The organism is Aquimarina addita (genome assembly GCF_039539305.1).
Taxonomy (GTDB): domain Bacteria; phylum Bacteroidota; class Bacteroidia; order Flavobacteriales; family Flavobacteriaceae; genus Aquimarina; species Aquimarina addita.
The window spans coordinates 138367-161605 of sequence record NZ_BAABCW010000005.1 but is presented as its reverse complement, the minus strand read 5'-3'; the positions used below and the strand labels follow the sequence as shown (position 1 = coordinate 161605).

General features: G+C 32.7%; 25 protein-coding genes and 1 riboswitch. Of the genes, 21 read left to right on the top strand and 4 right to left on the bottom strand.

Annotated features, from left to right (window positions below; all coding sequences use genetic code 11):
* Positions 1 to 33 precede the first annotated feature (33 nt).
* The 7 genes from ABD816_RS08410 (at position 34) to ABD816_RS08380 (ending at position 5544) form a co-directional block, all read left to right on the top strand.
* Positions 34 to 294, top strand: a complete 261-nt coding sequence (locus ABD816_RS08410; protein ID WP_344926394.1) for a hypothetical protein — start codon at positions 34 to 36, stop codon at positions 292 to 294.
* Entirely contained in the window at positions 278 to 910 is a 633-nt protein-coding gene (gene pnuC / locus ABD816_RS08405; RefSeq protein WP_344926392.1) for a nicotinamide riboside transporter PnuC, read from the top strand. The genes ABD816_RS08410 and pnuC overlap by 17 nt, the downstream gene beginning before the upstream one ends.
* Positions 871 to 1440, top strand: a complete 570-nt coding sequence (locus tag ABD816_RS08400) for an AAA family ATPase (RefSeq protein WP_344926390.1) — start codon at positions 871 to 873, stop codon at positions 1438 to 1440. Before pnuC ends, ABD816_RS08400 begins: the two co-directional genes overlap by 40 nt.
* Positions 1437 to 3002, top strand: a complete 1566-nt coding sequence (locus ABD816_RS08395; RefSeq protein ID WP_344926388.1) for a DUF4301 family protein — start codon at positions 1437 to 1439, stop codon at positions 3000 to 3002. The genes ABD816_RS08400 and ABD816_RS08395 overlap by 4 nt, the downstream gene beginning before the upstream one ends.
* Positions 2999 to 3400 (top strand): alternative ribosome rescue aminoacyl-tRNA hydrolase ArfB, encoded by a 402-nt coding sequence (gene arfB, locus ABD816_RS08390; RefSeq protein WP_344926386.1) that lies wholly within the window; start codon positions 2999 to 3001, stop codon positions 3398 to 3400. Before ABD816_RS08395 ends, arfB begins: the two co-directional genes overlap by 4 nt.
* Before the next feature lie 269 nt (positions 3401 to 3669).
* Positions 3670 to 3999 (top strand): hypothetical protein, encoded by a 330-nt coding sequence (locus ABD816_RS08385; RefSeq protein ID WP_344926385.1) that lies wholly within the window; start codon positions 3670 to 3672, stop codon positions 3997 to 3999.
* A 183-nt stretch (positions 4000 to 4182) separates the two neighbouring features.
* Positions 4183 to 5544 carry a sigma-54-dependent transcriptional regulator gene (locus tag ABD816_RS08380; protein WP_344926384.1) on the top strand — a complete coding sequence of 454 codons (1362 nt, stop codon included), beginning with the start codon at positions 4183 to 4185 and terminating at the stop codon, positions 5542 to 5544.
* Between the two features lie 10 nt (positions 5545 to 5554).
* Here ABD816_RS08380 and ABD816_RS08375 read toward each other — a convergent pair whose 3' ends face one another.
* On the bottom strand, positions 5555 to 7984 hold the full coding sequence (locus ABD816_RS08375; RefSeq protein ID WP_344926383.1) for a hybrid sensor histidine kinase/response regulator: 2430 nt from the start codon (positions 7982 to 7984) through the stop codon (positions 5555 to 5557).
* Positions 7985 to 8387: 403 nt separating this feature from the next.
* Between ABD816_RS08375 and ABD816_RS08370 the strand changes: the two genes are divergently transcribed.
* From ABD816_RS08370 to moeB, 11 genes are all read left to right on the top strand, one after another.
* The gene (locus ABD816_RS08370; RefSeq protein WP_344926381.1) at positions 8388 to 10574 is read left to right on the top strand and encodes a TonB-dependent receptor; all 2187 of its coding nucleotides are present in this window, start codon (positions 8388 to 8390) and stop codon (positions 10572 to 10574) included.
* A gap of 58 nt (positions 10575 to 10632) precedes the next feature.
* Positions 10633 to 10731: riboswitch (TPP riboswitch) on the top strand.
* Positions 10732 to 10795: 64 nt separating this feature from the next.
* Positions 10796 to 10996, top strand: a complete 201-nt coding sequence (thiS, locus tag ABD816_RS08365) for a sulfur carrier protein ThiS (RefSeq protein ID WP_344926378.1) — start codon at positions 10796 to 10798, stop codon at positions 10994 to 10996.
* Positions 10997 to 11046: 50 nt separating this feature from the next.
* Complete coding sequence (gene thiC, locus ABD816_RS08360) at positions 11047 to 12906, top strand: phosphomethylpyrimidine synthase ThiC (protein WP_344926376.1); 1860 nt, start codon at positions 11047 to 11049, stop codon at positions 12904 to 12906.
* A gap of 163 nt (positions 12907 to 13069) precedes the next feature.
* Complete coding sequence (locus tag ABD816_RS08355; protein WP_344926374.1) at positions 13070 to 13657, top strand: thiamine phosphate synthase; 588 nt, start codon at positions 13070 to 13072, stop codon at positions 13655 to 13657.
* Positions 13654 to 14166 (top strand): hypothetical protein, encoded by a 513-nt coding sequence (locus ABD816_RS08350; protein WP_344926372.1) that lies wholly within the window; start codon positions 13654 to 13656, stop codon positions 14164 to 14166. Before ABD816_RS08355 ends, ABD816_RS08350 begins: the two co-directional genes overlap by 4 nt.
* Positions 14167 to 14192: 26 nt before the next feature.
* Positions 14193 to 14981, top strand: coding sequence for a hydroxymethylpyrimidine/phosphomethylpyrimidine kinase (locus tag ABD816_RS08345; RefSeq protein ID WP_344926371.1), 789 nt, complete (start codon positions 14193 to 14195; stop codon positions 14979 to 14981).
* Positions 14982 to 15020: 39 nt separating this feature from the next.
* Positions 15021 to 15638: a thiamine phosphate synthase gene (locus ABD816_RS08340; RefSeq protein ID WP_344926370.1), complete on the top strand. Its 618-nt coding sequence runs from the start codon at positions 15021 to 15023 to the stop codon at positions 15636 to 15638.
* 27 nt (positions 15639 to 15665) lie between these two features.
* Complete coding sequence (locus tag ABD816_RS08335) at positions 15666 to 16442, top strand: thiazole synthase (RefSeq protein WP_344926369.1); 777 nt, start codon at positions 15666 to 15668, stop codon at positions 16440 to 16442.
* A gap of 248 nt (positions 16443 to 16690) precedes the next feature.
* Positions 16691 to 17803: a 2-iminoacetate synthase ThiH gene (gene thiH / locus ABD816_RS08330; protein ID WP_344926367.1), complete on the top strand. Its 1113-nt coding sequence runs from the start codon at positions 16691 to 16693 to the stop codon at positions 17801 to 17803.
* 147 nt (positions 17804 to 17950) lie between these two features.
* Positions 17951 to 18079 (top strand): hypothetical protein, encoded by a 129-nt coding sequence (locus ABD816_RS08325; protein WP_344926365.1) that lies wholly within the window; start codon positions 17951 to 17953, stop codon positions 18077 to 18079.
* 226 nt (positions 18080 to 18305) lie between these two features.
* Entirely contained in the window at positions 18306 to 19370 is a 1065-nt protein-coding gene (gene moeB / locus ABD816_RS08320; RefSeq protein WP_344926363.1) for a molybdopterin-synthase adenylyltransferase MoeB, read from the top strand.
* A 1-nt stretch (position 19371) separates the two neighbouring features.
* Here moeB and ABD816_RS08315 read toward each other — a convergent pair whose 3' ends face one another.
* Positions 19372 to 19806, bottom strand: coding sequence for a hypothetical protein (locus tag ABD816_RS08315; protein WP_344926361.1), 435 nt, complete (start codon positions 19804 to 19806; stop codon positions 19372 to 19374).
* 165 nt (positions 19807 to 19971) lie between these two features.
* Between ABD816_RS08315 and greA the strand changes: the two genes are divergently transcribed.
* From greA to ABD816_RS08300, 3 genes are all read left to right on the top strand, one after another.
* A complete protein-coding gene (gene greA, locus ABD816_RS08310; RefSeq protein ID WP_344926359.1) occupies positions 19972 to 20448 on the top strand; it encodes a transcription elongation factor GreA in 477 nt (158 codons plus the stop codon).
* A 120-nt stretch (positions 20449 to 20568) separates the two neighbouring features.
* The gene (locus tag ABD816_RS08305) at positions 20569 to 20958 is read left to right on the top strand and encodes an HIT family protein (protein ID WP_344926357.1); all 390 of its coding nucleotides are present in this window, start codon (positions 20569 to 20571) and stop codon (positions 20956 to 20958) included.
* Positions 20959 to 20960: 2 nt separating this feature from the next.
* Positions 20961 to 21374 (top strand): acyl-CoA thioesterase, encoded by a 414-nt coding sequence (locus tag ABD816_RS08300; protein ID WP_344926355.1) that lies wholly within the window; start codon positions 20961 to 20963, stop codon positions 21372 to 21374.
* 75 nt (positions 21375 to 21449) lie between these two features.
* Here ABD816_RS08300 and ABD816_RS08295 read toward each other — a convergent pair whose 3' ends face one another.
* Positions 21450 to 21809, bottom strand: a complete 360-nt coding sequence (locus tag ABD816_RS08295; protein ID WP_344926353.1) for a hypothetical protein — start codon at positions 21807 to 21809, stop codon at positions 21450 to 21452.
* A 240-nt stretch (positions 21810 to 22049) separates the two neighbouring features.
* Positions 22050 to 23231: a sensor histidine kinase gene (locus ABD816_RS08290; RefSeq protein WP_344926351.1), complete on the bottom strand. Its 1182-nt coding sequence runs from the start codon at positions 23229 to 23231 to the stop codon at positions 22050 to 22052.
* Between the last annotated feature and the right edge of the window lie 8 nt (positions 23232 to 23239).

Sequence of the window (23239 nt, the reverse complement as noted above, 5' to 3'; positions counted from 1 at the left end):
ATCAGGGTTTCAGACTAAAAAATATAATGCAATATGCAAATATCAATAGAATTAACACTTACACCATTACAAGATGGTTTTGAAGAACACATCATACGTTTTATAAAAAAATTGAGAGCTTCAGAATTTACGGTTTTAGAAAATCCATTAAGTACACAAATTTTTGGTGAGTATGATCAGGTGATGTCATTTTTGACAGTTGAGATTAAAGAAGCTTTTGGCCAGATGGAACATGTGCTGGTATATATGAAAATGGTGAAAAGTAATAGAAGCAATTATGAACCACATTTTTGATTTTTTTCTTAATGCTTATAAGGACACACCAGTTCTTTTTATAGTATTAGAAGCAATAGCCTTTGTTTTTGGTATTGCAAGTGTCGTATATGCTAAAAAAGAAAATATTTTAGTGTATCCTATAGGATTGGTAGCAACTGTAATTACAGTGTATCTTTTGTATAAAGCAGCATACTTTGGTGATATGATGATGAATTTTTACTATTCTGTGATTAGTATCTATGGCTGGTGGAACTGGTCAAGAAAGAACGGTAAGAAACATGCTATTCCTATTTCCAGAACAACCAATAGAGAAAAGGCAATAGGAGTTTTACTGGTAGTGTTAACGATGGCAGTAACGTATCTGGTTTATAGATACTTTGGAAACGAAATAAAATTAGAGAACTATATTGATATTTTTACTTCCGGAATTTTCTTTACCGCTATGTGGTATATGGCTAATAAGAAAATAGAAAATTGGATGTTATGGATTTTTGCTGATATTATTACTGTTCCTCTATACGCGTACAGGGGACTTGGTATGCTTTCACTTCAGTATTTTATATTTACATTATTAGCAATTCAAGGATATCTCGCATGGAAAAAAAGCTTAAAAAAAGATCTTCAGGTTGCATAAAGATTGTCTTATTTGGTCCTGAATCCACAGGAAAAACTACATTAGCCAGACTATTATCAGAACATTATGATACCGCATGGGTGCCAGAATATATGAGAATATATCTTCAAAAAAAGTGGGATGAAACAAGAGAAGTATGTGATTATAATGATTTGATTCCTATCGCTCAAGGTCAGATAAAATTAGAAAGTAAAGTTATAGATAAAGGACATGATTTAATTTTTTGCGATACGAATGTTTTGGAACTTAAAGTATATTCGGAAGTATATTATAAAGGAGAAGTTCCTGAATTAATTGAAAAATTATCATCAGAAAATGTGTATGATTTATATCTTTTAACCTATATTGACACTCCTTGGGTTGCAGATGATTTACGTGATAAGCCTAATCAAAGAGAGGAGATGTTTTCTATTTTTAAAAAAACACTAACGACATATAAGTATCCTTATGTTGTATTGAAGGGTGATGAAACTTCTCGTTTTAAAAAAGCTGTGCATAGTATTGACCAATTAATAGCATCAAAAAAGTGAGTATTACAGATAAAGATAAAAGACATATTAAAGCTAAAGGTATGACCTTGGCAAAAGTGATGTCGCAGATAGAGACTTTTAAAAATGAAATACCTTTTGTAGCACTTAGAAGTGCTGCCAGTTTAGATAACGGAATTCTTAAATTCTCTGAACAATACCAGAAAAAGCTTATTAAAGTATATGAATCAAGAGCAATTCATCTAGAAACCATTAAGTTTGTTCCAGCTTCTGGTGCTGCAACCAGAATGTTTAAAGATTTATTTAGATTCTTAACTACTTACAATTATGAAAAAGAGAGTTTAAATTCTTATACAAATCATCAAAAAGCGGATGCCATACGTCTCTTTTTAATAGGTTTAGAAAAACTCCCCTTTTATGATACAGTCATGGAGGAAGTAAAAAATGCATATCCTGATTTTGTATTTTTATCAGAAGGGAAACAATTACATATTTTTGTAGAGATGATGTTGAAAGAGAAAGGGCTTAATTATGGGGAGTACCCTAAAGGATTATTACCTTTTCATAAATATACGAATAGTATCGCAACAGCTTTTGAAGAACATTTATATGAAGCCACGGGTTATAACAAAGCCTCTGGAAAGCTGTCTAAATTACATTTTACGATCTCTAATCAACATTTAGAGGCATTTAAAGATGAATTTGAAAGAATTAAAAAGAAGGTAGAAGATAAAACAAATACCAATTTTGATATTACATATTCTTTTCAAAAATCAGAAACCGATACCATTGCGGTAACAGAGAAGAACCAGCCATTTAGAACAGAAGATGGTAAAATTTTATTTAGACCAGGAGGTCATGGTGCGCTCATAGAGAACCTTAATGATCTAAATGCGGATATTATTTTTATAAAGAATATTGATAACGTTGTGGTTCGTAAATATCAGGATGAAGTATCCGGTTACAAAAAGATTTTAGCAGGTAAACTAATAGAAATACAAGACGAAGTATTCAGAATCTTAGATAGTATTGATAAAAAAACACCATCAGATGCTGAATTAGAAAAGATCAAAAAGTTTTTGGTACAGCAGCTTAATGTGAGGTTACCTATCGATTTTGATAAGTTTTCTGAAAAATATAAGCTTCAATTTCTAAAAGAATCATTAAACCGACCTATCCGTGTTTGTGGTATGGTGATCAATGAAGGAGAGCCTGGAGGAGGTCCTTTCTGGGTGAAACGAGAAAATGGTAGGGTGGTTTTGCAAATTATAGAAACTCCTCAGATTAATAAAAATGATCACAGACAACAAGATATTCTAAAAAGTGCTACCCATTTTAATCCAGTAGACCTTGTTTGCGGCGTACGTAATTACAAAGGAGAAAAATTTAATTTACAAGATTTTGTAGATCCGGATGCAGGTTTTATCACAAAAAAAACACTGAATGGTAAATCGCTAAAAGCACTAGAATTACCTGGATTGTGGAATGGAGCAATGGCAAATTGGATTAGTGTTTTTGTAGAAGTACCACTCACAACTTTCAATCCTGTGAAAACAGTAAACGATCTTTTAAAGTCAGCACATCAGGCAACCTTGTTTTCGTGAATACATCGATACTGCTTAAAGAATTAAAATATAAAGCCATACGAAGTTCTGGCGCAGGGGGACAACATGTTAATAAAGTATCATCTAAGATTGAACTCAGTTTTGATATAGAAAAATCCAATGGTCTTACTGCCGAAGAAAAATTAAGGATTAATAAAAAACTAACTTCCAGAATTACTAAATCGGGGATGTTGATTTTACAATGTGGTGATACTAGAAGTCAACATAGAAATAAAGAACTTGTTATCAAAAGGTTTTTAGATATTTTAAAAACAAGCCTATATGTATCTAAAGCCAGAAGATCGTCCAAGCCTACTAAAGCTTCTATTAAGAGAAGACTGGAAAACAAACAAAAACATTCGATTAAAAAATCCAATCGGAGAAAGCCGTTATTATAATCTGATCTGATTTATATTGTTAAAATTAGGATTTATTAAGGATTCTTTACAATTTTCTTATAAGAAAAATATCCCTAGCCATAAGAATCGTGTAAAATTTCTACACTTTTATGTAGAATTGCCGAGATTTCTACATGGCTTTCAAGTCAAATATTTGTTTTAAAATACTGTAAATCAATTGGTTGAAATATTTTAGCTTTCTTTTATTTTTTGGAACAATTATTCCTATATAACTAAATGTAGAATGATTTTTTTACAATTATAAATCAATGAAGAATTTACCAATGATCATCACAATAGTAGTAAGTATAATATCAGCCCAAGGAACGGTAGCGCAGGATGAGTTAGCTGAAAATGATAAATGGGAATTTATTGATTATGCTTACGAGATGCAAGAATATACTGAAATTGAAATTGTGGAATTACCTATGGCGATTCAAAACGCTGCAGCAAAGGATTATGTAGAGTTACGTATTCACAAAGCATATATTTCAAAAGATAATTCTTATAAAATAATTTTAAAAAGTAAAGAAAATTATACAAAAATTGTATTTGCCAATGCTAACGGTGAATGGATAAAGCCAGACGACAAATCTTAAATCTAGGGGTAGAAAAGAATATCCGCCTTGTCAACCAAGAGGCGATATAAAGTTGTTTAGTGCTAAAAAGAGACCCAATCCCAAGGGTCTCTTTTTTATTTTATGCTTTTTAGGTATGAACGTACCTACTAAATGTTTAATTTTATATATTACGCTTACTTAGCATTATTAATTAATGAAAATATGTCCAAAATACTCATAGTAGAAGACGATGTAGCCTTTTGTACAATGCTTAAAACTTTTTTGCAAAAAAAAGAATATGAAGTATTTACTGCATTTTCTGGAAACGAGGCGATCCTACAAATTCAGGAAACAATATTCGATATTATACTTACAGATGTAAGGTTGCCAGATAGAGATGGAATTACATTATTAGAAACAATACGAGCTAAAAATGTTGCTACGCAGGTTATTATTATGACTGGATATGCTGAGATTAATATGGCAGTTAATGCTATTAAACAAGGTGCATTTGACTATATTTCTAAACCTTTCAATCCGGATACGATTCTTGAAATAATTGAAAAAGCGTTGCTGACTGAAGATAACCCAGTTCAAAAAATCAATAAAGAGCAATCTGCTTCTTCAGCAAAGGCTTCTACTCCTGCAAATGCGAAAGTATCTTTTGTAAAAGGAATTAGTGATGCTTCTAAAAAATTAAATGAGTATGTAGCTCTTGTCGCCCCTACCAAAATGTCCGTGTTAGTTATAGGAGATAGTGGAACTGGTAAAGAGTATGTGGCAAGCAGTATACATAAGAATAGTAAACGATCCGATATGCCTTTTGTAGCTGTAGATTGCGGAGCAATTCCTAAAGAAATTGCCTCCAGTGAATTTTTCGGACATATTAAAGGTTCTTTTACTGGAGCTGTGAATGATAAAGTGGGACATTTTGAAGCTGCGAATGGTGGAACACTGTTTTTAGATGAAATAGGTAACCTTAGTTACGAATTACAAGTACAGCTATTAAGAGCGCTGCAAGAAAGAAAAATAAAACCTGTAGGGAGCAATAAAGAAATAGATGTTGATATTCGGGTCATAGCTGCTACAAATGAAGATCTTACTAATGCTGTAAAAGAAGGAGAGTTCAGAGAAGATTTATACCATAGATTAAATGAATTTTCTATAAAGGTACCACCTCTCAGAGATAGAATAGAAGATCTCATGTTGTTTGCTAACTATTTTCTGGAAGAATCTAATATAGAATTAGATAAAAGTGTCGTTGGTTTTGCTGATGAAGTACTGGATACTTTTAAAAAATATGATTGGCCAGGAAACCTGAGAGAACTGAAAAATATAGTAAAAAGAGCTGTCTTGCTTTCTCAGAATGATTTGATTACTCTAGAGTTGTTACCAAATGATATTGCATATGCGTCTCACAATAATAAACAGACGTATGGGCTATTTAAAAGTCAAAATGAACAGGAATTAATTCTGGATGCCTTAGAAAAAGCAAATGGAAATAAAGCAAAGGCTGCAAGAATGTTGTCTATCGATCGAAAAACACTTTATAATAAACTAAAGCAATACGATATCAGTCTTTAATTAGAATAGTCTAATTCTGAACCTGAATTTTTTCAATGAGTTCCTCAATTTGATTGATTCCATCTATTGCTAATGCTAAAACATCTTCTTTTTTTGTAACAGAGGTATCTATATGTTCTAATTGTCCTAATATTGAGGTAACCTTGTTTGCTCTGATTTGTTTAAACATAGGTAGCATCTTATGTGCCAAACGTCTAATATGATCGATATCTTGTTGCTCGATTGCCACCTTTAATTCTTCAATATTTTCTAGAGTACTTTTATAAAATGTATCTAGAATAGCATACAATGATTCTGTGTCACCCTGTGCAAATAACATTAAATCTTTTAATGAATAAGTATCATCGCTATTAGTATCTTTTGTTGTGGATTCATCGATCACATGAATTGGATCCATATGTAAAACAGTTGCTATTAAATCAATTAATGCTTTTGGAGCATATGGCTTACGTAAACTCCCAGAAAAACCAGCTTCTTTGTAATCTGTAGCTGAGGTATCGGTTCTTCCAGACAAGGCAATGATGTTGTGATGTTTAAATTTAGAATCGTTTTGAATGGCTTTTAAAAGCTCAAAACCATCCATTTTTGGCATTTGGATATCCGTGAGAATAAGGTCATAGGTGTTTTTGTTAAGAAGTGAAATTGCTTCTACACCATTACTACCGGTATCATAAGATAATCCAGCTAATGATACTACCTCACTAGTCAACTCTAATTGACTGGGATCATCATCAACAATTAATACTTTTTTATTAGGGAAATGCTGAAGTTCTTTTGTTTCAGTCTCTTCTTCATTAATTTGAGAGTTTGCTAATTTAATAGGGATATAAAAGGTGAAATTACTTCCTTTTTCTGGTTCACTTTCTAATGTTATTTTTCCATTCAGTAAATCAATAATTTTTTTAGTGATAGCTAACCCTAAGCCAAAACCACCATATTTTTTTTCTATTCCTTTATCTCCTTGAGAAAATTCATTAAAAACAAATTGCTGTTGTTCCTTAGTAATTCCTATTCCAGTATCCTTTACTGATATAACAAGCACTTTTTCAGCAAGACCATTTTCTGTAATTTTACTATTAATAGTGATAGTGCCTTTATCTGTGAATTTGTAAGCATTACTAAATAAATTGGTTAATACTTGTTTAATTCTAAAAGGATCTCCTAGATATTGCTTTTTAAGTAGAATATCAGATGTGATTGAAATGTTCAGGTTTTTTTTATTGTCAGTTGGTAGAACACTGGAGACCGTATTTTCGATAAGTTTATGAGGCGAAAACGGTAGTTCTTCAATAATCATGCCTCCTGCTTCTAACTTTGATAAATCCAGAAGGTCATTAACAAGGTGTAAAATATAATCTGATGATTTTTTTAAATGACTCAGATAATGCTTTTGTTTATTGTTTAATCCTGTTCTGTCTAATAAGTCAGAATATCCTATGACAGCATTTAATGGAGAACGAAGATCATGCGTTACTGTGTTAATTAAGGTTTCCCTTGTTTTAAGTAAGGATTCTGTATATATTTTTTCTTCTTCCAGCTCATTACGATATTTCTGGCTCTTAGATACATCTTTTGTGATTAAGAATAAGAATATGATCGCGATAAGGAGACTAATAGCTCCTATAATTAGAATAAAGTCAAATGTGGTATTCAATATATGATTAGACCGGTCAAGTTTAGATAAATATTTTTTCCGTTCATTATCCTCCATTGAAGCCATTAAATCACGTAGCTGTTTGGTGATTATTTGATCATTTTTTAAAAGATTATTTTCTCTTGCCTTTATAATTTTTTGATAGTTTCTTTCTTTTTGTTCGATATTGGCCAGGATTTTATAGAAACGATTAGAAACGGAATCTAACGTCTGACTGGTTAATCGCTCTGCATTATCTTTCTTTGACCAGTCCAGTATATTTTTTAATGCTTGTTTGCTCGCAGGGCTATAATTTTCGAATCTTTTATCATAATCACGGTAATTACCATAATCTTTATTGGATTTTTTTAGTTGTTCAATTACATTTTCTTTTAAACCTTTTTTATTTTGTTCATATACCGCAATGAGCTTTTCAAAGTTTTTGTTTTTACTATCTATTAATATTTTAATACTATCAATTTTTCGAACTTGTAGTGTGTCAAATGACATTTCACCCACTTTATCAATAGTATTTATAATAGAGTCAATCTTAGCTCTGTAATTTTTAAAGTTTTCTGCATCTGATGTTTGAATGATATTCCTGACTAAGCTTTCTGCTTCGTACAAACTGGTGATTGCTTCTCCTACCAAGAAAAGTTTTTCATTATTATCGTTTTTTCTTTCAGTGATTTCCGTATAATTATCTAGTTGGTTATACACCACATAAAATGTAATTAATGCAAGTGCAAATGCAAGACCATAACCGGCAATTATTTTTAGAGTTACAGAGCGTTTTGTGTTTTTCATCTATTCATTGTATTACTTCTTGTTTTTAGATGTATCAAAAATTAAAAATGTATTCCTATAACTTGAAAAAAGTAGAAGCATTGTTTTAAATGTATTAAAGTTACAATAAATCAATAAAAGATAGTATTTTTGCGCCAAAATCTCAAAGGGGTGCTTTTTTTCAGGTTTGATTTTATAGTTACAGATAGTAATATTAAAAAACTAATAATTTGAAAAGGCTGAGATCATACCCAATGAACCTGGGCGGATAATGCTGCCAAGGGACAATTAAAAATAATGATTAATTTCTTTGTGAAATTATAGTTATGGGAACACGCATATAAGTATTGGTAGTCAATACTGATTTTAACTTGATTATAATAAAGAATAATAGCCCCTTTTATTCGTAGGAAATAGTTTACGAATGAAACATATATTATTTTATCTTACCGCAGTATTACTGAGTTTTCAGGTAATAGCACAAGAACAACAAACAGATTCTACCACTATAAAATTAGAAAAGCTAGAGGAGGTTTTGGTTAGATCTGTTCGTGTGGAAGCAGATTCACCCATAACACATTCTAATGTGTCTAAAGAAGAATTAGCAACCCGTAATCTGGGGCAAGACATTCCTATTCTGCTTAACTATTTGCCCGGGGTTGTTACTGCATCAGATGCAGGAGCTGGTGTAGGTTACACCTACATCCGTGTACGTGGTAGTGATGCATCCAGAGTGAATGTTACTTTAAATGGAATTCCTTTTAATGATGCAGAGAGTCAGGGTACATTCTGGGTAAACCTACCAGATTTTACATCTTCTGTAGAAAATTTACAATTACAACGTGGCGTAGGTACTTCTACCAATGGTTCCGGAGCTTTTGGAGCAAGTCTAAATTTATTGACAGATGCAGTTGCTACAGAAGCAAATGGCGAAATTTCTAACACTGTCGGGTCTTTTGGAACCAGAAGACACGCAATTAAATTTAGCACAGGACTTCTAAATGATCATATCGAGATAGCGGGTCGATTATCCGCTATTGCTTCTGATGGATATATAGACAGAGCATCTTCTGACCTTAAATCATATTTTTTGCAAGGTTCTTATGTAGACGATAATACATTGATTAAAGCTATCACATTTGGGGGACACGAAATAACCTATCAATCGTGGAATGGTCTGGGAGATCCGGAAAAATTAGAAAACGATAGAACTTTTAATTCTGTAGGTCAGTATACAGATGCGGATGGTACTACACGATTTTACGATAATGAAGTAGATAACTATAAACAAGATCACTACCAATTACACTGGAATCAAAAATACAATAATAATTGGTCTACTAATATAGGACTTAATTACACCTACGGAAGAGGATTTTTTGAGCAATATAAAGAGGATGAAGATTTTGAGGATTATGATTTTACTCCTATTGAAATAGGAGGAGAAACCATCAATACCACAGATTTAATCCGTCGTAGATGGTTGGACAACGATTTTTATGTAATCAATGCTTCTGCAAATTATAAAAATGAGAACCTAAAGGTAGATTTTGGAGCATTTTATAGTCATTATGATGGAGATCATTTTGGAGAAGTGATCTGGGCTCAGAATGCTGGTGGATCAGAGATCAGAGATCAATATTATTTTGGTAATGGAACAAAAAATGAATTTACAGTTTTTGGTAAAACAACCTATAGAATGAATAGTCAATGGAGTGCCTTCTTAGATCTCCAGGGTCGTTTTGTTGGATATGAGACATCTGGATTGACATCAGATCGTATCCCATTAGAAGTAGATGAAAATTATGAATTTTTTAATCCAAAATTGGGAGCAACCTATCAGATCAATGAAGCACATCAATTATATACATCGTACGCAAGAGCCAATAGAGAACCCAATAGGAATGATTTTGAAAATGGGATTAGTACGGCAGAAAAATTGAATGATATCGAGTTAGGATGGAGATTTAAAAAAGGGAACGCAATTGTGAATACCAATATTTATTATATGTGGTATAAAGATCAATTAGTACTTACAGGAGCTTTAGATGATGTGGGTGCACCTATTAAAGCGAGTATTGATGAGAGTTATCGTTTAGGAATTGAAATTGACGCTGATTTAAGTATTACAGAAAAGTTCAGTCTTCGCCCCAATGTAGCATTAAGCCTTAATAAGAATAAGAACTTTATAGCTTCAGTAGATGGAGTTGAAGTTAACTTAGGCGAGACCAATATTTCATATTCTCCTAATATTGTCGCAGGTAATCAATTTGTATATCAACCAGTAAAAAATATCCAGTTTTCTCTTTTATCAAAGTTTGTAGGAGAACAGTATATGGGTAATATTGATAGTGAACTGTCTAAGTTAGATAGTTTTTTTGTGAATGATCTTAATATCGTGTATGAAATCAAGAATGTACCAGTATTTAAATCTATAGTTTTAACTGGTTTGGTTAATAATATTTTTGATGAAGAGTATGAGTCTAATGGATATTATTTCTTTTATGATGATAATTTTAGTAATCCAGGAACTGTAAGCACTGTTGAAGAAGCTTTCTTTTATCCACAAGCAGGAATTAACTTTCTTCTGGGTGCAACATTAAAATTTTAAGTTAAAAAGCGATTGAAAATATTTTCAATCGCTTTTTTTAGAGTATTTTTATGATATATATGAACTTTAGGGGTGTATTCGCTATTGCGGATTCTGAGAAATACCCTTTGAACCTGATGCGGTTAGTACCGACGAAGGGAAAAGTTATCTTCACATACGGTATATGTGATTTTCTTTTCAAGTAGGTATCTGCCTAAAGTTTATGAGTTTATTTATTTGATATGACCATAAACATTAATAACCAATCGCAATCTGTTTTAGAAAACACTTCAATATCAACACTATTGGAGCAATTAAATATTGTATCAAAAGGAGTTGCCATTGCTGTTAATGATATAGTGATTTCGAAAACTGCATGGGACGAAACATGCTTACATGCCAATGACTCCATAACTATTATTCAAGCAACGCAGGGTGGTTAAAACAAGCGTTTCTGATAAAAACTGAAGGAAAAAATAAAAATTTAATACTGATGAAGAAAAAAGATAGTGCACCACAGGAACATGTAATTAGTACAACTCCATTTCCCAATTCTAGAAAAATCTATGTAAAAGGAAGTATCCATCCACAAATTAATGTGGCAATGCGAGAAATTGCTTTGGATGATACTGTTGATAGTTTTTCTAAAAAGAAGACATCAAACCAGCCCGTTACTGTATATGATACGAGTGGTCCATATACGGATCCTTCTAAAATTTTGAATATACAGGATGGTATAGAACCTATAAGAGAACAATGGGTGATGGATCGTGGAGATGTAGAAGAATTAGAGGAATTTTCATCAATGTATTCTAATGAACGTTTGAACGATGTTAGTTTAGATCATTTGCGTTTTAACCATGTACGTAAACCAAAACGAGCAAAGACAGGAAAGAATGTTTCTCAAATGTATTATGCCAAACAAGGAATAATTACTCCGGAAATGGAGTATGTTGCTATACGAGAGAACCAAAAACTACAAGAAGTACATCGATTGTCAGAACAACATGAAGGTCAGGATTTTGGAGCCAGTATTCCAAAGGTAATTACAGCAGAATTTGTTAGAGATGAAGTGGCAAGAGGTAGAGCAGTCATTCCTTCTAATATTAATCATCCAGAGGCAGAACCTATGATTTTAGGACGTAATTTTCTGGTAAAAATTAATGCGAATATTGGAAATTCTGCAACTACCTCCAGTATAGAGGAAGAGGTAGAAAAAGCAGTATGGGCATGTCGTTGGGGTGCAGATAATATTATGGATCTTTCTACAGGACAGAATATTCATGAAACCCGTGAGTGGATTATACGTAATTCACCAGTTCCAATAGGAACTGTACCTATTTATCAAGCGCTTGAAAAGGTAAATGGCAAGGCAGAGGATCTTACTTGGGAAATCTTTAGAGATACATTAATAGAACAAGCAGAACAAGGAGTAGATTATTTTACAATACACGCAGGAGTACGATTAGCCTATGTGCCTATGACTGCCAAACGAATTACAGGAATCGTTTCTCGTGGAGGATCCATTATGGCAAAATGGTGTTTAGCACATCATAAAGAAAGTTTTTTGTATACACATTTTGAAGATATCTGTGAGATTATGAAAGCTTATGATGTAGCATTTTCTCTAGGAGACGGATTACGTCCTGGATCGATCGCTGATGCTAATGATGAAGCACAGTTTGCAGAACTGGAAACACTTGGTGAGTTGACAAAAATTGCGTGGCAACACGATGTGCAGACATTTATAGAAGGACCAGGTCATGTACCTATGCATATGATCAAAGCTAATATGGATAAACAATTAGAGGCATGTGGAGAAGCGCCTTTCTATACGCTTGGTCCTTTGACTACAGATATTGCACCTGGGTATGATCATATCACTTCTGGGATTGGAGCGGCTATGATAGGATGGTATGGAACGGCTATGCTGTGTTATGTTACTCCAAAAGAACATTTAGGATTACCAAATAAAGAAGATGTACGCGTAGGAGTTATTACTTATAAACTGGCAGCCCATGCTGCGGATTTAGCAAAAGGACACCCAGGAGCACAACATAGAGATGATGCGTTAAGTAAAGCGAGATTCGAATTTAGATGGGAAGATCAGTTTAATCTGGCATTAGATCCAGAAAGAGCAAGAGAATATCACGATGAAACATTACCGGCAGAAGGTGCTAAAATTGCTCACTTTTGTAGTATGTGTGGTCCAAAATTCTGCTCGATGAAGATCTCTCAGGAAGTAAGAGAGTATGCAGCACAGAAAGAAATCGATGACCAAAAAGCATTAGAAGAAGGAATGCAAGAAAAATCAAAGGAATTTAAAGAAAAAGGAAGTGAAGTTTATCTATAGACTTAGTTAGTAATGAGTATTAAGAAAAAAATGAATCAAAGAACAATTTTAGTTTCTCTCCCTCTGGGAGAGATGTCCTAAGTATTAGGACTGAGAATGCAAAATGTAAATATGTATCGGATTATGAAATTAAAAACAGTCAACTTTATTTAGGGATATATACATGATAATTGTCATCACTTCAGAGCAACCATTAGATAATGAGGCAGCACAAATTAATGCCTTGTTTACCGCTGGCTTAGAAATATTACACTTGCGTAAACCTACATTTACAATAGAAGGGTATAAAGTATTGTTAGATCTGATTGATGTTAACTATCACAACAGGATTATGACACATCAATTTCCAGAATTGACTACAGTTTATGGACTAAGAGGAGTACATTTGCAGGAGCAAGCTAGATTGGATTTAGAAGATGATTTAGAAGTAACTGTTCGTAGATATATCAATAAAGGATTTTCTGTAACCAGTTCTTTTCATTCTAAAGAAGATATTATCGCGTGTACTACTGATTTTGAATATGTGTTACTGAGTCCGGTGTTTGGATCTATTTCTAAAAAAGGATATCAAGGTAAAGGCTTTGATGTTTCTGATATAAACAAAAAAGTTATAGGAATGGGAGGTGTGAATGAAAATACTATACAAGCAACATTAGATTTAGGGTATAAAGGAGTAGGCGTTTTAGGAGGGGTTTGGAATACAAGTAATCCGGTACAAAGTTTTATAAAAATAAATAAAAAATTAAAATGATGTATATAAGAACTCTTTTAGTAGTAGCTATTATATGGTCGCAGAGCTTCATAAGAGCTCAGGATAGTAGTGCAGAACAAACTTCTTCACCAGCTCATGAGATAATTATCAATAAGGATAGTTTTGGGACCTATCCAGCGGTAGTTTTGAATCTGGATACCCATGAATTAATAAAGTTTGATAAAGGAAAAACAGAAGAAGAAACATTTAAGGGGATTAAGGTTAAAAATGGTTTTTTTATAGAACCGGATGATCCTGAATTCGCTTCAATAAGTATTAATGACAGTGGTTTACGTCCTCAGCTACTTACATTGGAGGATAGTCTGTCTGTAACTTTAGAAGACGCCAAAAAATTAGAAATTAATCGAGAAAAGCTTGATGCTGATGAGATTAAAAGTGGTTTATTTTTTATTGTTAAAACGACTGAAGGCGCGTTTTATAGATTTCAAATTCTTCTTTTTGACAAAGTGGCTAATGAATTGAAATTAAGATATAAAAAAATCGAATAATTAAAAGGTAACAAATATAAATTTAGGTGGAAAAACGTCCATATATCTTAACAATCGCAGGTTTTGACCCATCAGGCGGTGCAGGGATCACGGCTGATGTTAAAACAATGGAGGCATTAAAGGGGTATGGATTGGCGGTTTGTACAGCTAATACTGTTCAGACTGATATTTTATTTGATGCCTGTTTTTGGACAGATATAGAGGTGATCAAAAATCAAATCAAAATATTATTTGATCGTTTTGAAATTAATTTTGTGAAAATTGGAATTATTCAGAATTTGGAGGTATTAGCTGAGGTTATTGATTTCGTATTAGTAAAGAATAACAATGTTAAAATTGTTTTAGACCCTGTACTAAACGCTAGTTCTGATTTTGATTTTCAAAAATCAGGAATCATATCAGAAGATACTAGTATGGACTCTGAAAAATTGAATCATCAATTAGACGAAATACTCAAAAAAATTTATTTACTGACTCCTAATTACCAGGAAATAGAAAAATTATATATGGATAAAACCATTGCAGACACCATTAGCCATATTAAAAGCAAAACAAATTTATTGCTAAAAGGAGGACATCGAACAGATTGTAGAGGTGTGGATGTTTTATTTACAAAAGAAGGAAAGAAATTTGAGATCAATCCAGAAACGAGTAAAATAACAGAGAAACACGGTAGCGGTTGTATTTTGTCATCAGCTATTACTGTACAGTTAGCTATGGGTTTCTCATTACCAAAGGCCTGCCTGAGAGGGAAATTATATACAGAAAAAGTTCTGAGTTCTACTACAGACTTGTTAGGATATCACAATATCTAGATAATAAAAACAGAAGAAGTCAGAAGTAAAACATTATTTATGATTAAAATTCAATACATATCACAAGGAGAAACTCCAGAACAACATTTAGCTCATATTGGAGAAGCTTGCGAAGCCGGGTGTAGATGGGTGCAATTACGATTAAAAAATGTAGATATGGCAACCTATCTCAATACAGCATTAGCGTGCAGAAATATATGTGATCAGTATGGAGCGATTATGATTATGAATGATCATGTTAGTATTGCTAAAGCTTCACTAGCCGATGGTGTACATCTGGGATTACAGGATATGAATCCTAAAGAAGCCAGAAAGATTCTTGGTGAGAATGCTATTATTGGAGGGACTGCAAATACACTAGAGGATTGCTTGCATCATATTAAAGATGAGGTAGATTATATAGGATTAGGACCTTATAAATATACTACTACTAAGCAAAAATTAAGCCCAATACTTGGTCTGGAGGGATATCAAAAAATTGTTTTAGAACTAAGTAAACAGCATGCTAACACACCTATTATCGCTATAGGTGGTATTGAATTAAATGATATTGAAGGTATTTTGGAATCTGGAGTACAAGGAATTGCAGTTTCTGGAATGTTAACAGGCCAGGGAGGTTTAGAAGAAATTATACAAAATATAAGAGCATTGATATAGACTGTTGATGATAAAAGTAAAACACAAATGGACACATTAAAAATTGCAGATAAAGAATTTTCATCTAGATTATTTACCGGTACTGGCAAATTTAGTTCATCAAGTCTTATGCGTGAAGCACTAATAGTTTCAGAAAGTGAGTTGATAACAGTAGCATTAAAACGGGTAGATGTACATAATGAGGATGATGATATTCTAAGACATTTAGAGCATTCCAGAATCAATTTGCTACCTAATACTTCCGGAGTTAGAACTGCAAAAGAGGCTGTTTTTGCAGCACAATTGGCAAGAGAGGCGTTAGAGACTAACTGGATTAAGTTAGAGATTCATCCAGATCCCAAGTATTTATTGCCAGACCCAATAGAGACATTAAAAGCAGCTAAAGAACTGATTAGATTAGGTTTTGTGGTCATGCCCTATATCCATGCAGATCCTGTTTTATGCAAACGATTAGAAGAAGTAGGTGTACAGTGCGTTATGCCCTTGGGTGCACCTATAGGGAGTAATAAAGGGTTAAAAACATTAGAATTTTTAGAAATTATTATAGACCAAAGTGCTGTTCCTGTTATTGTAGATGCTGGTATTGGGAGTCCATCGCATGCTGCTCATGCTATGGAAATTGGTGCGGATGCGGTATTAGTAAATACGGCTATTGCGGTGTCTCAGAAACCTGTAGCGATGGCAAAAGCCTTTAAGCTCGCAGTAGAAGCCGGTAGAATAGCCTATAATGCCAAGTTAGCGCCAATACAGAAACGCGCAGAAGCAAGTAGCCCATTGACATCTTTTTTAAGTAGTAAGGGTTAGCTTATTAGCTTTTTGCAGTTAGAAAAATTTTATTTATAATTAAAAACCATTCTCCGAATAACAGGAAAAATGAGAAATTTTAGAAATTATAACGTTTAGAAAAAATCATATCATCTTGCATTAAAGATATTGAATATATAAGTAAAGAAGAGTTTGAGGAGTTAAACTTACGAATAGTCGAAGTATGAAAAATGTTAAATTCATTACATTCAAAAATAAAAGCTAAAGGCTAAAAGCAATAGTAACCTATGGTAACCTTTAAAACAATTTTTAATCAATATAATTGGGATCAAATAAGCTCTGATATTTTTTCCAAAACCGAGAGCGATGTAAAGAACGCATTAAATAATCCAAAACGTACATTAGAAGATTTTAAAGCGTTAATTTCTCCGGCAGCCAAGCCATATTTAGAACAGATGGCACAAAAGAGTTATCAAATCACAAAAAAACGATTTGGCAATACCATACAGATGTATGCTCCTATGTATCTAAGTAATGAATGCCAGAATATTTGTACCTATTGTGGTTTTAGCATGACTAATGTAATTCCCAGAAAGACATTGACAGATGCAGAAATTCTAAAAGAAGTTGCCTTTTTGAAATCAAAAGGATATAAGCATATATTACTTGTGACAGGAGAGGCAAATAAAACCGTAGGAGTGGATTATATTAACAATGCAATTCGATTAATACGAGATAAGGTTGCTAATATTACCATAGAAGTACAACCTATGGATCAACCGGATTATGAATTACTTATTGATAGTGGATTGTATGCAGTATTAGTATATCAGGAAACATATCATAAAGAAGAGTATAAAAAGCATCATCCAAAAGGAAGGAAATCCAATTTTGAGTATCGATTAGAAACTCCGGATCGTTTGGGTAAAGCAGGAATTCATAAAATAGGATTAGGAGCACTATTTGGATTAGAAGATTGGAGAGCGGATAGCTTTTTTACGGCATTACATCTTTTATATTTACAAAAGACCTATTGGAAAACAAAATACTCTATTTCCTTTCCCAGATTAAGACCACATAGTGGAGGATTAGAGCCCAAAGTTGCTATGAGTGATGCAGATCTTGTTCAGTTGATCTGCGCTTTTAGGTTACTGGATGAAGATGTGGAGCTTTCTATGTCAACACGTGAGAGTGAAGTTTTTAGAGAAAATATAGTAAATTTGGGGATTACCTCCATAAGTGCAGCATCTAAAACTAATCCGGGAGGATATGTCGTAGATCCAAAATCTCTGGAGCAATTTGAGATTTCTGATGAGCGTTCTACAGAAGAAGTAGTAACCATGCTAAAATCAAAAGGATTAGAGGTCGTCTGGAAAGACTGGGCTCATAATTGGCGGTAAAGTAAAAAATACAATAGTAATTGCTTGTTATATCTTATATTAAAAATTTTTCATATATAAAACAAAATTATATTTTCTAGTTTTCAATTAATGTATTTCACAGGAGAAAAATGTAATTTTGGAAGGCACTTTCAATAAGGATTTGGAATGCACGATAAACAGGCTGCTCAAATATCTTTACTAATAAAAGAAGCTATTGAAGTTGGAAAAATTAAACCTAAAGATTCAGAAAACGTTTCTAAAAAGTTTAGTGTTTATGTGCCATATTGGAGCTAATTGTTTATTGAACTATATAATATGAACCAACTTTAGTATAATGATTTTTAGCTAGTTTTTATTTAATTTGAATTCGGAAAAATATTTTTAATAACTATATATCAGTAAATTACTATTTAATTTGAATTCGGAAAATTAATAATAGTTATTTTAACATAATCTATAAAAATAGCTATTAATAAAAGAAACCAAAAAAATAAAATCCAATCAAAGTCTTTCAAAACCTATGCTTAGCAAAGAAGAAAAAATACAATACAGTCGCCACATCCTATTGGATGAGATAGGGCTGATTGGGCAAGAAAAGTTAAAATCTACTAAGGTCTTAGTGATAGGTGCCGGAGGATTAGGGTGTCCAGTTTTGCAGTACCTCACAGCTGCAGGTGTCGGGACAATTGGTGTTATTGATCATGATGTAGTTGATCAAACCAATCTTCAGCGGCAAATCATATATACAATAGATGATCTGGGAAAATCAAAAGCAGAGGTGATCTCAGAAAGATTATCTAAGTTAAATCCATTTGTTTTTTTTAAAGTTTATAACGAAAAGTTGAATACTGATAATGTTCTTGATCTTTTTTCAATATACGATATTGTAGTAGATGGAAGCGATAATTTTCCAACACGATATCTTGTGAATGATGCATGTGTGCTGACTGATACACCCTTAGTGTTTGGCTCTATTTTTAAGTTTCAGGGGCAGGTTTCTGTTTTTAATTATCAAAATGGTCCCACATATCGATGTCTGTTTCCTGATCCTCCTACACCCAATACAGTTCCTAACTGTTCTGAGATAGGAGTGCTAGGAGTTTTGCCAGGAATCATAGGTAGTCTTCAAGCGAATGAAGTGCTGAAAATGATTACAGGTATTGGAGACGTATTACGCGGAAAATTATTGTATTTTGATACGCTTACGTTACAACAACAAATACTTAGTTTTAAAAAAAATGATACCATCAAAATTTATCAACTTGAAGATAATTATGATTTTTTCTGTGGGATTAATGAGGTGATGGTGGAGGAGATTTCGGTTTCAGAAGTAAAGAAAAATATAGAGAAATTTCAAATTCTGGATGTTAGATCATACTCGGAGTTTCAGAATTTTAATATTGGAGGGATGCATATACCCTTAGAGAAACTTACGGATAAAATTTCTACATTAGATAATCAAAAGCAAATCATTGTTTGTTGCGCATCTGGTATAAGAAGTAAAAAAGCAATCCAGATGATCAAAGAGCATAGAAATGATCTGGATGTATTAAATTTAAAAGGTGGTTTATCCAGTTATCATTGATTTAATTAGAAACAGTGATTGTATTACCATCTCTTCGCACTTGATAGGCTAAAAGAGGAAAACCTCCGGTTCCTTGAGTTTGTTGGCCTGTAATAATATTATAAACATTATCGTTATCACAATCAGATGTAGCCTCAATACCATTTATTGTTAACACAGAACAATCTGATAATGGAATATTGGGATCACTAATTTCGAAAGCAGTGTATAATGTATTATCCACATTATAAACTACAACTCCATTAATACCTACCCCTTGTATATTAATAACTTGTTCGTTTCCAGGAAATTTAAGACTGTTGTATTCTGGCAGGTCTAAGTTGATTTGATACGTGAAACCAATAGATGGTAGATTGGGATTGTTATTCTCTGTGTCATCAGAAGCACAAGAAAATAGAGATACGATGCTTAGGAATATCAATAAGAACTTTTTCATTTTTTTCATTTTTTAGATTAAAAAAAATCATATCAGAACGCTATACTATTTTTTTACTTGACGAAAGTAATCAAAAATATGATTGCGGTTTTTTTTTATTATATTTGTTTATAGTTAAAATCCCATGAAGATGGGATTTTTTGTATTTATATAAACGATGAAGTTATGAGCAAAGTATCTTATTACACCGCTGAGGGGTTAAAAAAGTTGAGAGACGAGGTCAATCAACTTAAAGATATAGAGAGACCAAAAGCATCACAAGCGATTGCTGAAGCAAGAGATAAAGGAGATTTAAGTGAAAATGCTGAGTATGATGCGGCAAAAGAGGCACAGGGGCTATTAGAGTTGAGAATTTCTAAATTAGAAGAAACGCTTTCCGGAGCTCGTTTAATTGATGAATCTCAATTAGATACATCCAAAGCCTTGGTGCACTCCACCGTAAAGATTAAAAATCAAACAAATGGTGCTGAAATGAGCTATAAGCTTGTGGCGCAGAGTGAAGCCGATCTTAAAACCGGAAAAATTTCTGTAGATTCTCCTATTGGTAAAGGTCTTTTAGGTAAAAGTGTAGGTGATGTAGCAGAAATTCAGGTGCCTAATGGAACCATGAAATTTGATATTATAGAAATTACACGAGAGTAGATTAAAAAATGTCGTATGTTAATAAAACCTTTCTTTTCTGTAAAAGAAAGGTTTTTTAGGATTCTGAAATAGTGAGAAGTAACCTAGATTTAGTACATTTGAACAACTAAACTTGTAACAATGTCTACCCTATTTACTAAAATTATCAACGGCGAGATCCCCTCTTATAAAATCGCCGAAGATGACCACTTTTATGCTTTTCTGGATATAAATCCGAATGCAAAAGGTCATACATTATGCATTCCTAAAAAAGAGGAAAACAAAATTTTTGACCTTGATGAAGAATCGTACATAGCATTGATGCGTTTTTCTCGAAAAGTAGCGATAGCACTGGAAAAATCAGTTTCCTGTAAACGTGTTGGTATGGCAGTTGTAGGGCTTGAGGTTCCTCACGTACACGTACATTTGATACCACTCAGTACAATGAAAGAAATGACATTTCAGCATAAAGTATCTATGTCTACTGAAGAATTTGAGCTGCTGGCTACAGAAATTCAATCCAATATGTAGGTATGATGGATTCAGGTTGTAAATTGTCATTAAAACTCAGAATTGATTGGAGCGAAATGGATACCTATCAACATGTGAATAATGTCAATTTTATGAAATATATGCAAAGTGCAAGGGTCCAGTTTTGGGAAGTAACTGGATTAGCATCTTTATATAAATCGACAAAAAAGGGTCCTATGTTGGTTTCTACAAAATGTGATTTTAAAAATCCATTGTTTTTTCCAGGAAACGTACTCATTAAAACGAAAGTTGAATTCATAAAAAATTCAAGCTTTGGATTACATCATTACTTGTATAATGATGAAGGTATATTATGTGCAGAAGGACATGATGTAGCTGTGTGTTTTAATTTTCATAAAAATGAAACATTCGTAATTACGGATGAATTACGAAACACTATGAAAGAATATACTTAGTTAGTAAGCACCTTGGTATATAATTTTTATGATTCTTCAAAATGTGCTGGTGCAGATAATATGTATGATACAAAGTTAGATTTGACTACCATATAAGGTATACAGATAAAACCCTCCAGCGGTAAAGATGAGTAATGTCACCAATAAAATAATATAGAAGATACCAGTAAATTTTATGGATGATGGTTCTGGAGCTATTGTTTTTTTATGATACGCATAGGTGCGTTCAATATCATCAGTCCATCTTCCAGGAAAAATTGTGGTTTCACATGTTTTGCAATTCATGTGTTCAATAATTTCCCTCTTTGTTTTAGTCATTAACTTAGAGTGCAATTTTTCTTGTTTAAAGGAAAGTGTTAATCCATCTTTAGAATAACACTCCGGGCAATTATTAGTTAGAATTGCTTCTTTTAATAGGATGTATTCGGTTTTCACTTTTAGTATTTTTAAGATATAACGTTTTATAATATGTTATATTTTTACACCTTACCTATGTTAAATGATTTTTTAACATAAAAACACTATTTTACTAGTTATTAGTTTATTCTAAATTAAGATTCCGTCATCTATTAATTTAACCAATTCATACTGTATTATTTATTATGAAAACCTAGACATAGTGAAAACTATAGGGGATTAAGAACGAAGAGATTAGATGATAGATTACAATAAAAATTATATCAATTCTTCTGACTTTCGTAAAGAAATCTGAAATGTGGTTCCATTACCAATTTCGGATCTATGAACCTTAATTCTTCCAGAATGATATTCTTCTATAATTCTTTTTGCTAAAGATAAGCCTAAGCCCCATCCTCTGGTTTTAGAAGTATATCCGGGTTCAAAGATTTTGGTAAATTTACTCTTAGGAAGCCCTTTTCCAGTATCCTTAATACGGATATATACCCATTTATCATCTTGTATAAGACTAACGTGTAAATCACCCTTACCACGCATCGCATCAATTGCATTCTTTACTAGGTTTTCTATGGTCCAACTATATAACTGAGGGTTTAATTGTACAGGTATTGTTTCTTCTGGCAAATCAAGCGAAAAATTAATCAATTTAGAACTTCGCGCTAGTAAATAAGTATATGCCTCTTTAGTCTCTTTAACAATATCTGCTTCTTCCAGACTAGGGATCGAACCGATTTTGGAAAAACGTTCAGTAATCATTTTTAATCTCGAAATGTCTTTCTCTATTTCTACGATATATTCAGGATTAACATTTTCCAGTTTTAATATTTCGTTCCAACCTACTAATGAGGATAGAGGTGTTCCTATTTGGTGAGCAGTTTCTTTAGCCATTCCTGCCCATAATTTGTTTTGCTGACTAGCCTTAGATGTCATAAAAAAGAAATATGTAACACCTATTAAAAGAAACAGAATAAGAGCTATGGTAATGGGGTAATATTTTAGTTTTTTTAAAATATCAGAATTTCCATAATATATATATTGAGCTGTTCCTTTTAAATCTAAAATTATAGGATCATTTTCTGATTTCATCTCATCCAGATAATCTATTAATTCATTTTCTGTGATATCATCTGGTAAATTTTTAACAGAGTTCTTGTCCAGCCTTCCTAATGAGTCTTTAATAATATCTCCATTAAAATCGGTAATGATAATGGGGATGGTAGTATTGGTCTGTCCTATTAGAATTGATAAATCCAAATAGTCATCTTCCTGTACACTATTGAGAGCTTTATAAGATTGTGCCCAAACTTGCATTTTTGTAGTTTCATCCTTTTTAAGTCGTTGCAGAAAAATGGAGGTATTCCACAGTATAAGACTTGTGATAACAAGCATTGCAAATACTATAAAATAACTGGCCAGATTACGCTCGTCAGAAAAATTCATACAAAAAT

Coding starts and splice junctions, on each gene's coding strand:
- ABD816_RS08385 (WP_344926385.1), top strand. CDS start 3,670: ATGAAGAATTTACCAATGATCATCACAATAGTAGTAAGTATAATATCA.
- ABD816_RS08335 (WP_344926369.1), top strand. CDS start 15,666: ATGGACACATTAAAAATTGCAGATAAAGAATTTTCATCTAGATTATTT.
- pnuC (WP_344926392.1), top strand. CDS start 278: ATGAACCACATTTTTGATTTTTTTCTTAATGCTTATAAGGACACACCA.
- ABD816_RS08340 (WP_344926370.1), top strand. CDS start 15,021: ATGATTAAAATTCAATACATATCACAAGGAGAAACTCCAGAACAACAT.
- ABD816_RS08325 (WP_344926365.1), top strand. CDS start 17,951: ATGCACGATAAACAGGCTGCTCAAATATCTTTACTAATAAAAGAAGCT.
- ABD816_RS08370 (WP_344926381.1), top strand. CDS start 8,388: ATGAAACATATATTATTTTATCTTACCGCAGTATTACTGAGTTTTCAG.
- moeB (WP_344926363.1), top strand. CDS start 18,306: ATGCTTAGCAAAGAAGAAAAAATACAATACAGTCGCCACATCCTATTG.
- ABD816_RS08305 (WP_344926357.1), top strand. CDS start 20,569: ATGTCTACCCTATTTACTAAAATTATCAACGGCGAGATCCCCTCTTAT.
- greA (WP_344926359.1), top strand. CDS start 19,972: ATGAGCAAAGTATCTTATTACACCGCTGAGGGGTTAAAAAAGTTGAGA.
- ABD816_RS08290 (WP_344926351.1), bottom strand. CDS start 23,231: ATGAATTTTTCTGACGAGCGTAATCTGGCCAGTTATTTTATAGTATTT.
- ABD816_RS08350 (WP_344926372.1), top strand. CDS start 13,654: ATGATGTATATAAGAACTCTTTTAGTAGTAGCTATTATATGGTCGCAG.
- ABD816_RS08400 (WP_344926390.1), top strand. CDS start 871: ATGGAAAAAAAGCTTAAAAAAAGATCTTCAGGTTGCATAAAGATTGTC.
- ABD816_RS08315 (WP_344926361.1), bottom strand. CDS start 19,806: ATGAAAAAGTTCTTATTGATATTCCTAAGCATCGTATCTCTATTTTCT.
- thiH (WP_344926367.1), top strand. CDS start 16,691: ATGGTAACCTTTAAAACAATTTTTAATCAATATAATTGGGATCAAATA.
- ABD816_RS08410 (WP_344926394.1), top strand. CDS start 34: ATGCAAATATCAATAGAATTAACACTTACACCATTACAAGATGGTTTT.
- thiS (WP_344926378.1), top strand. CDS start 10,796: ATGACCATAAACATTAATAACCAATCGCAATCTGTTTTAGAAAACACT.
- thiC (WP_344926376.1), top strand. CDS start 11,047: ATGAAGAAAAAAGATAGTGCACCACAGGAACATGTAATTAGTACAACT.
- ABD816_RS08300 (WP_344926355.1), top strand. CDS start 20,961: ATGATGGATTCAGGTTGTAAATTGTCATTAAAACTCAGAATTGATTGG.
- ABD816_RS08355 (WP_344926374.1), top strand. CDS start 13,070: ATGATAATTGTCATCACTTCAGAGCAACCATTAGATAATGAGGCAGCA.
- ABD816_RS08380 (WP_344926384.1), top strand. CDS start 4,183: ATGTCCAAAATACTCATAGTAGAAGACGATGTAGCCTTTTGTACAATG.
- ABD816_RS08375 (WP_344926383.1), bottom strand. CDS start 7,984: ATGAAAAACACAAAACGCTCTGTAACTCTAAAAATAATTGCCGGTTAT.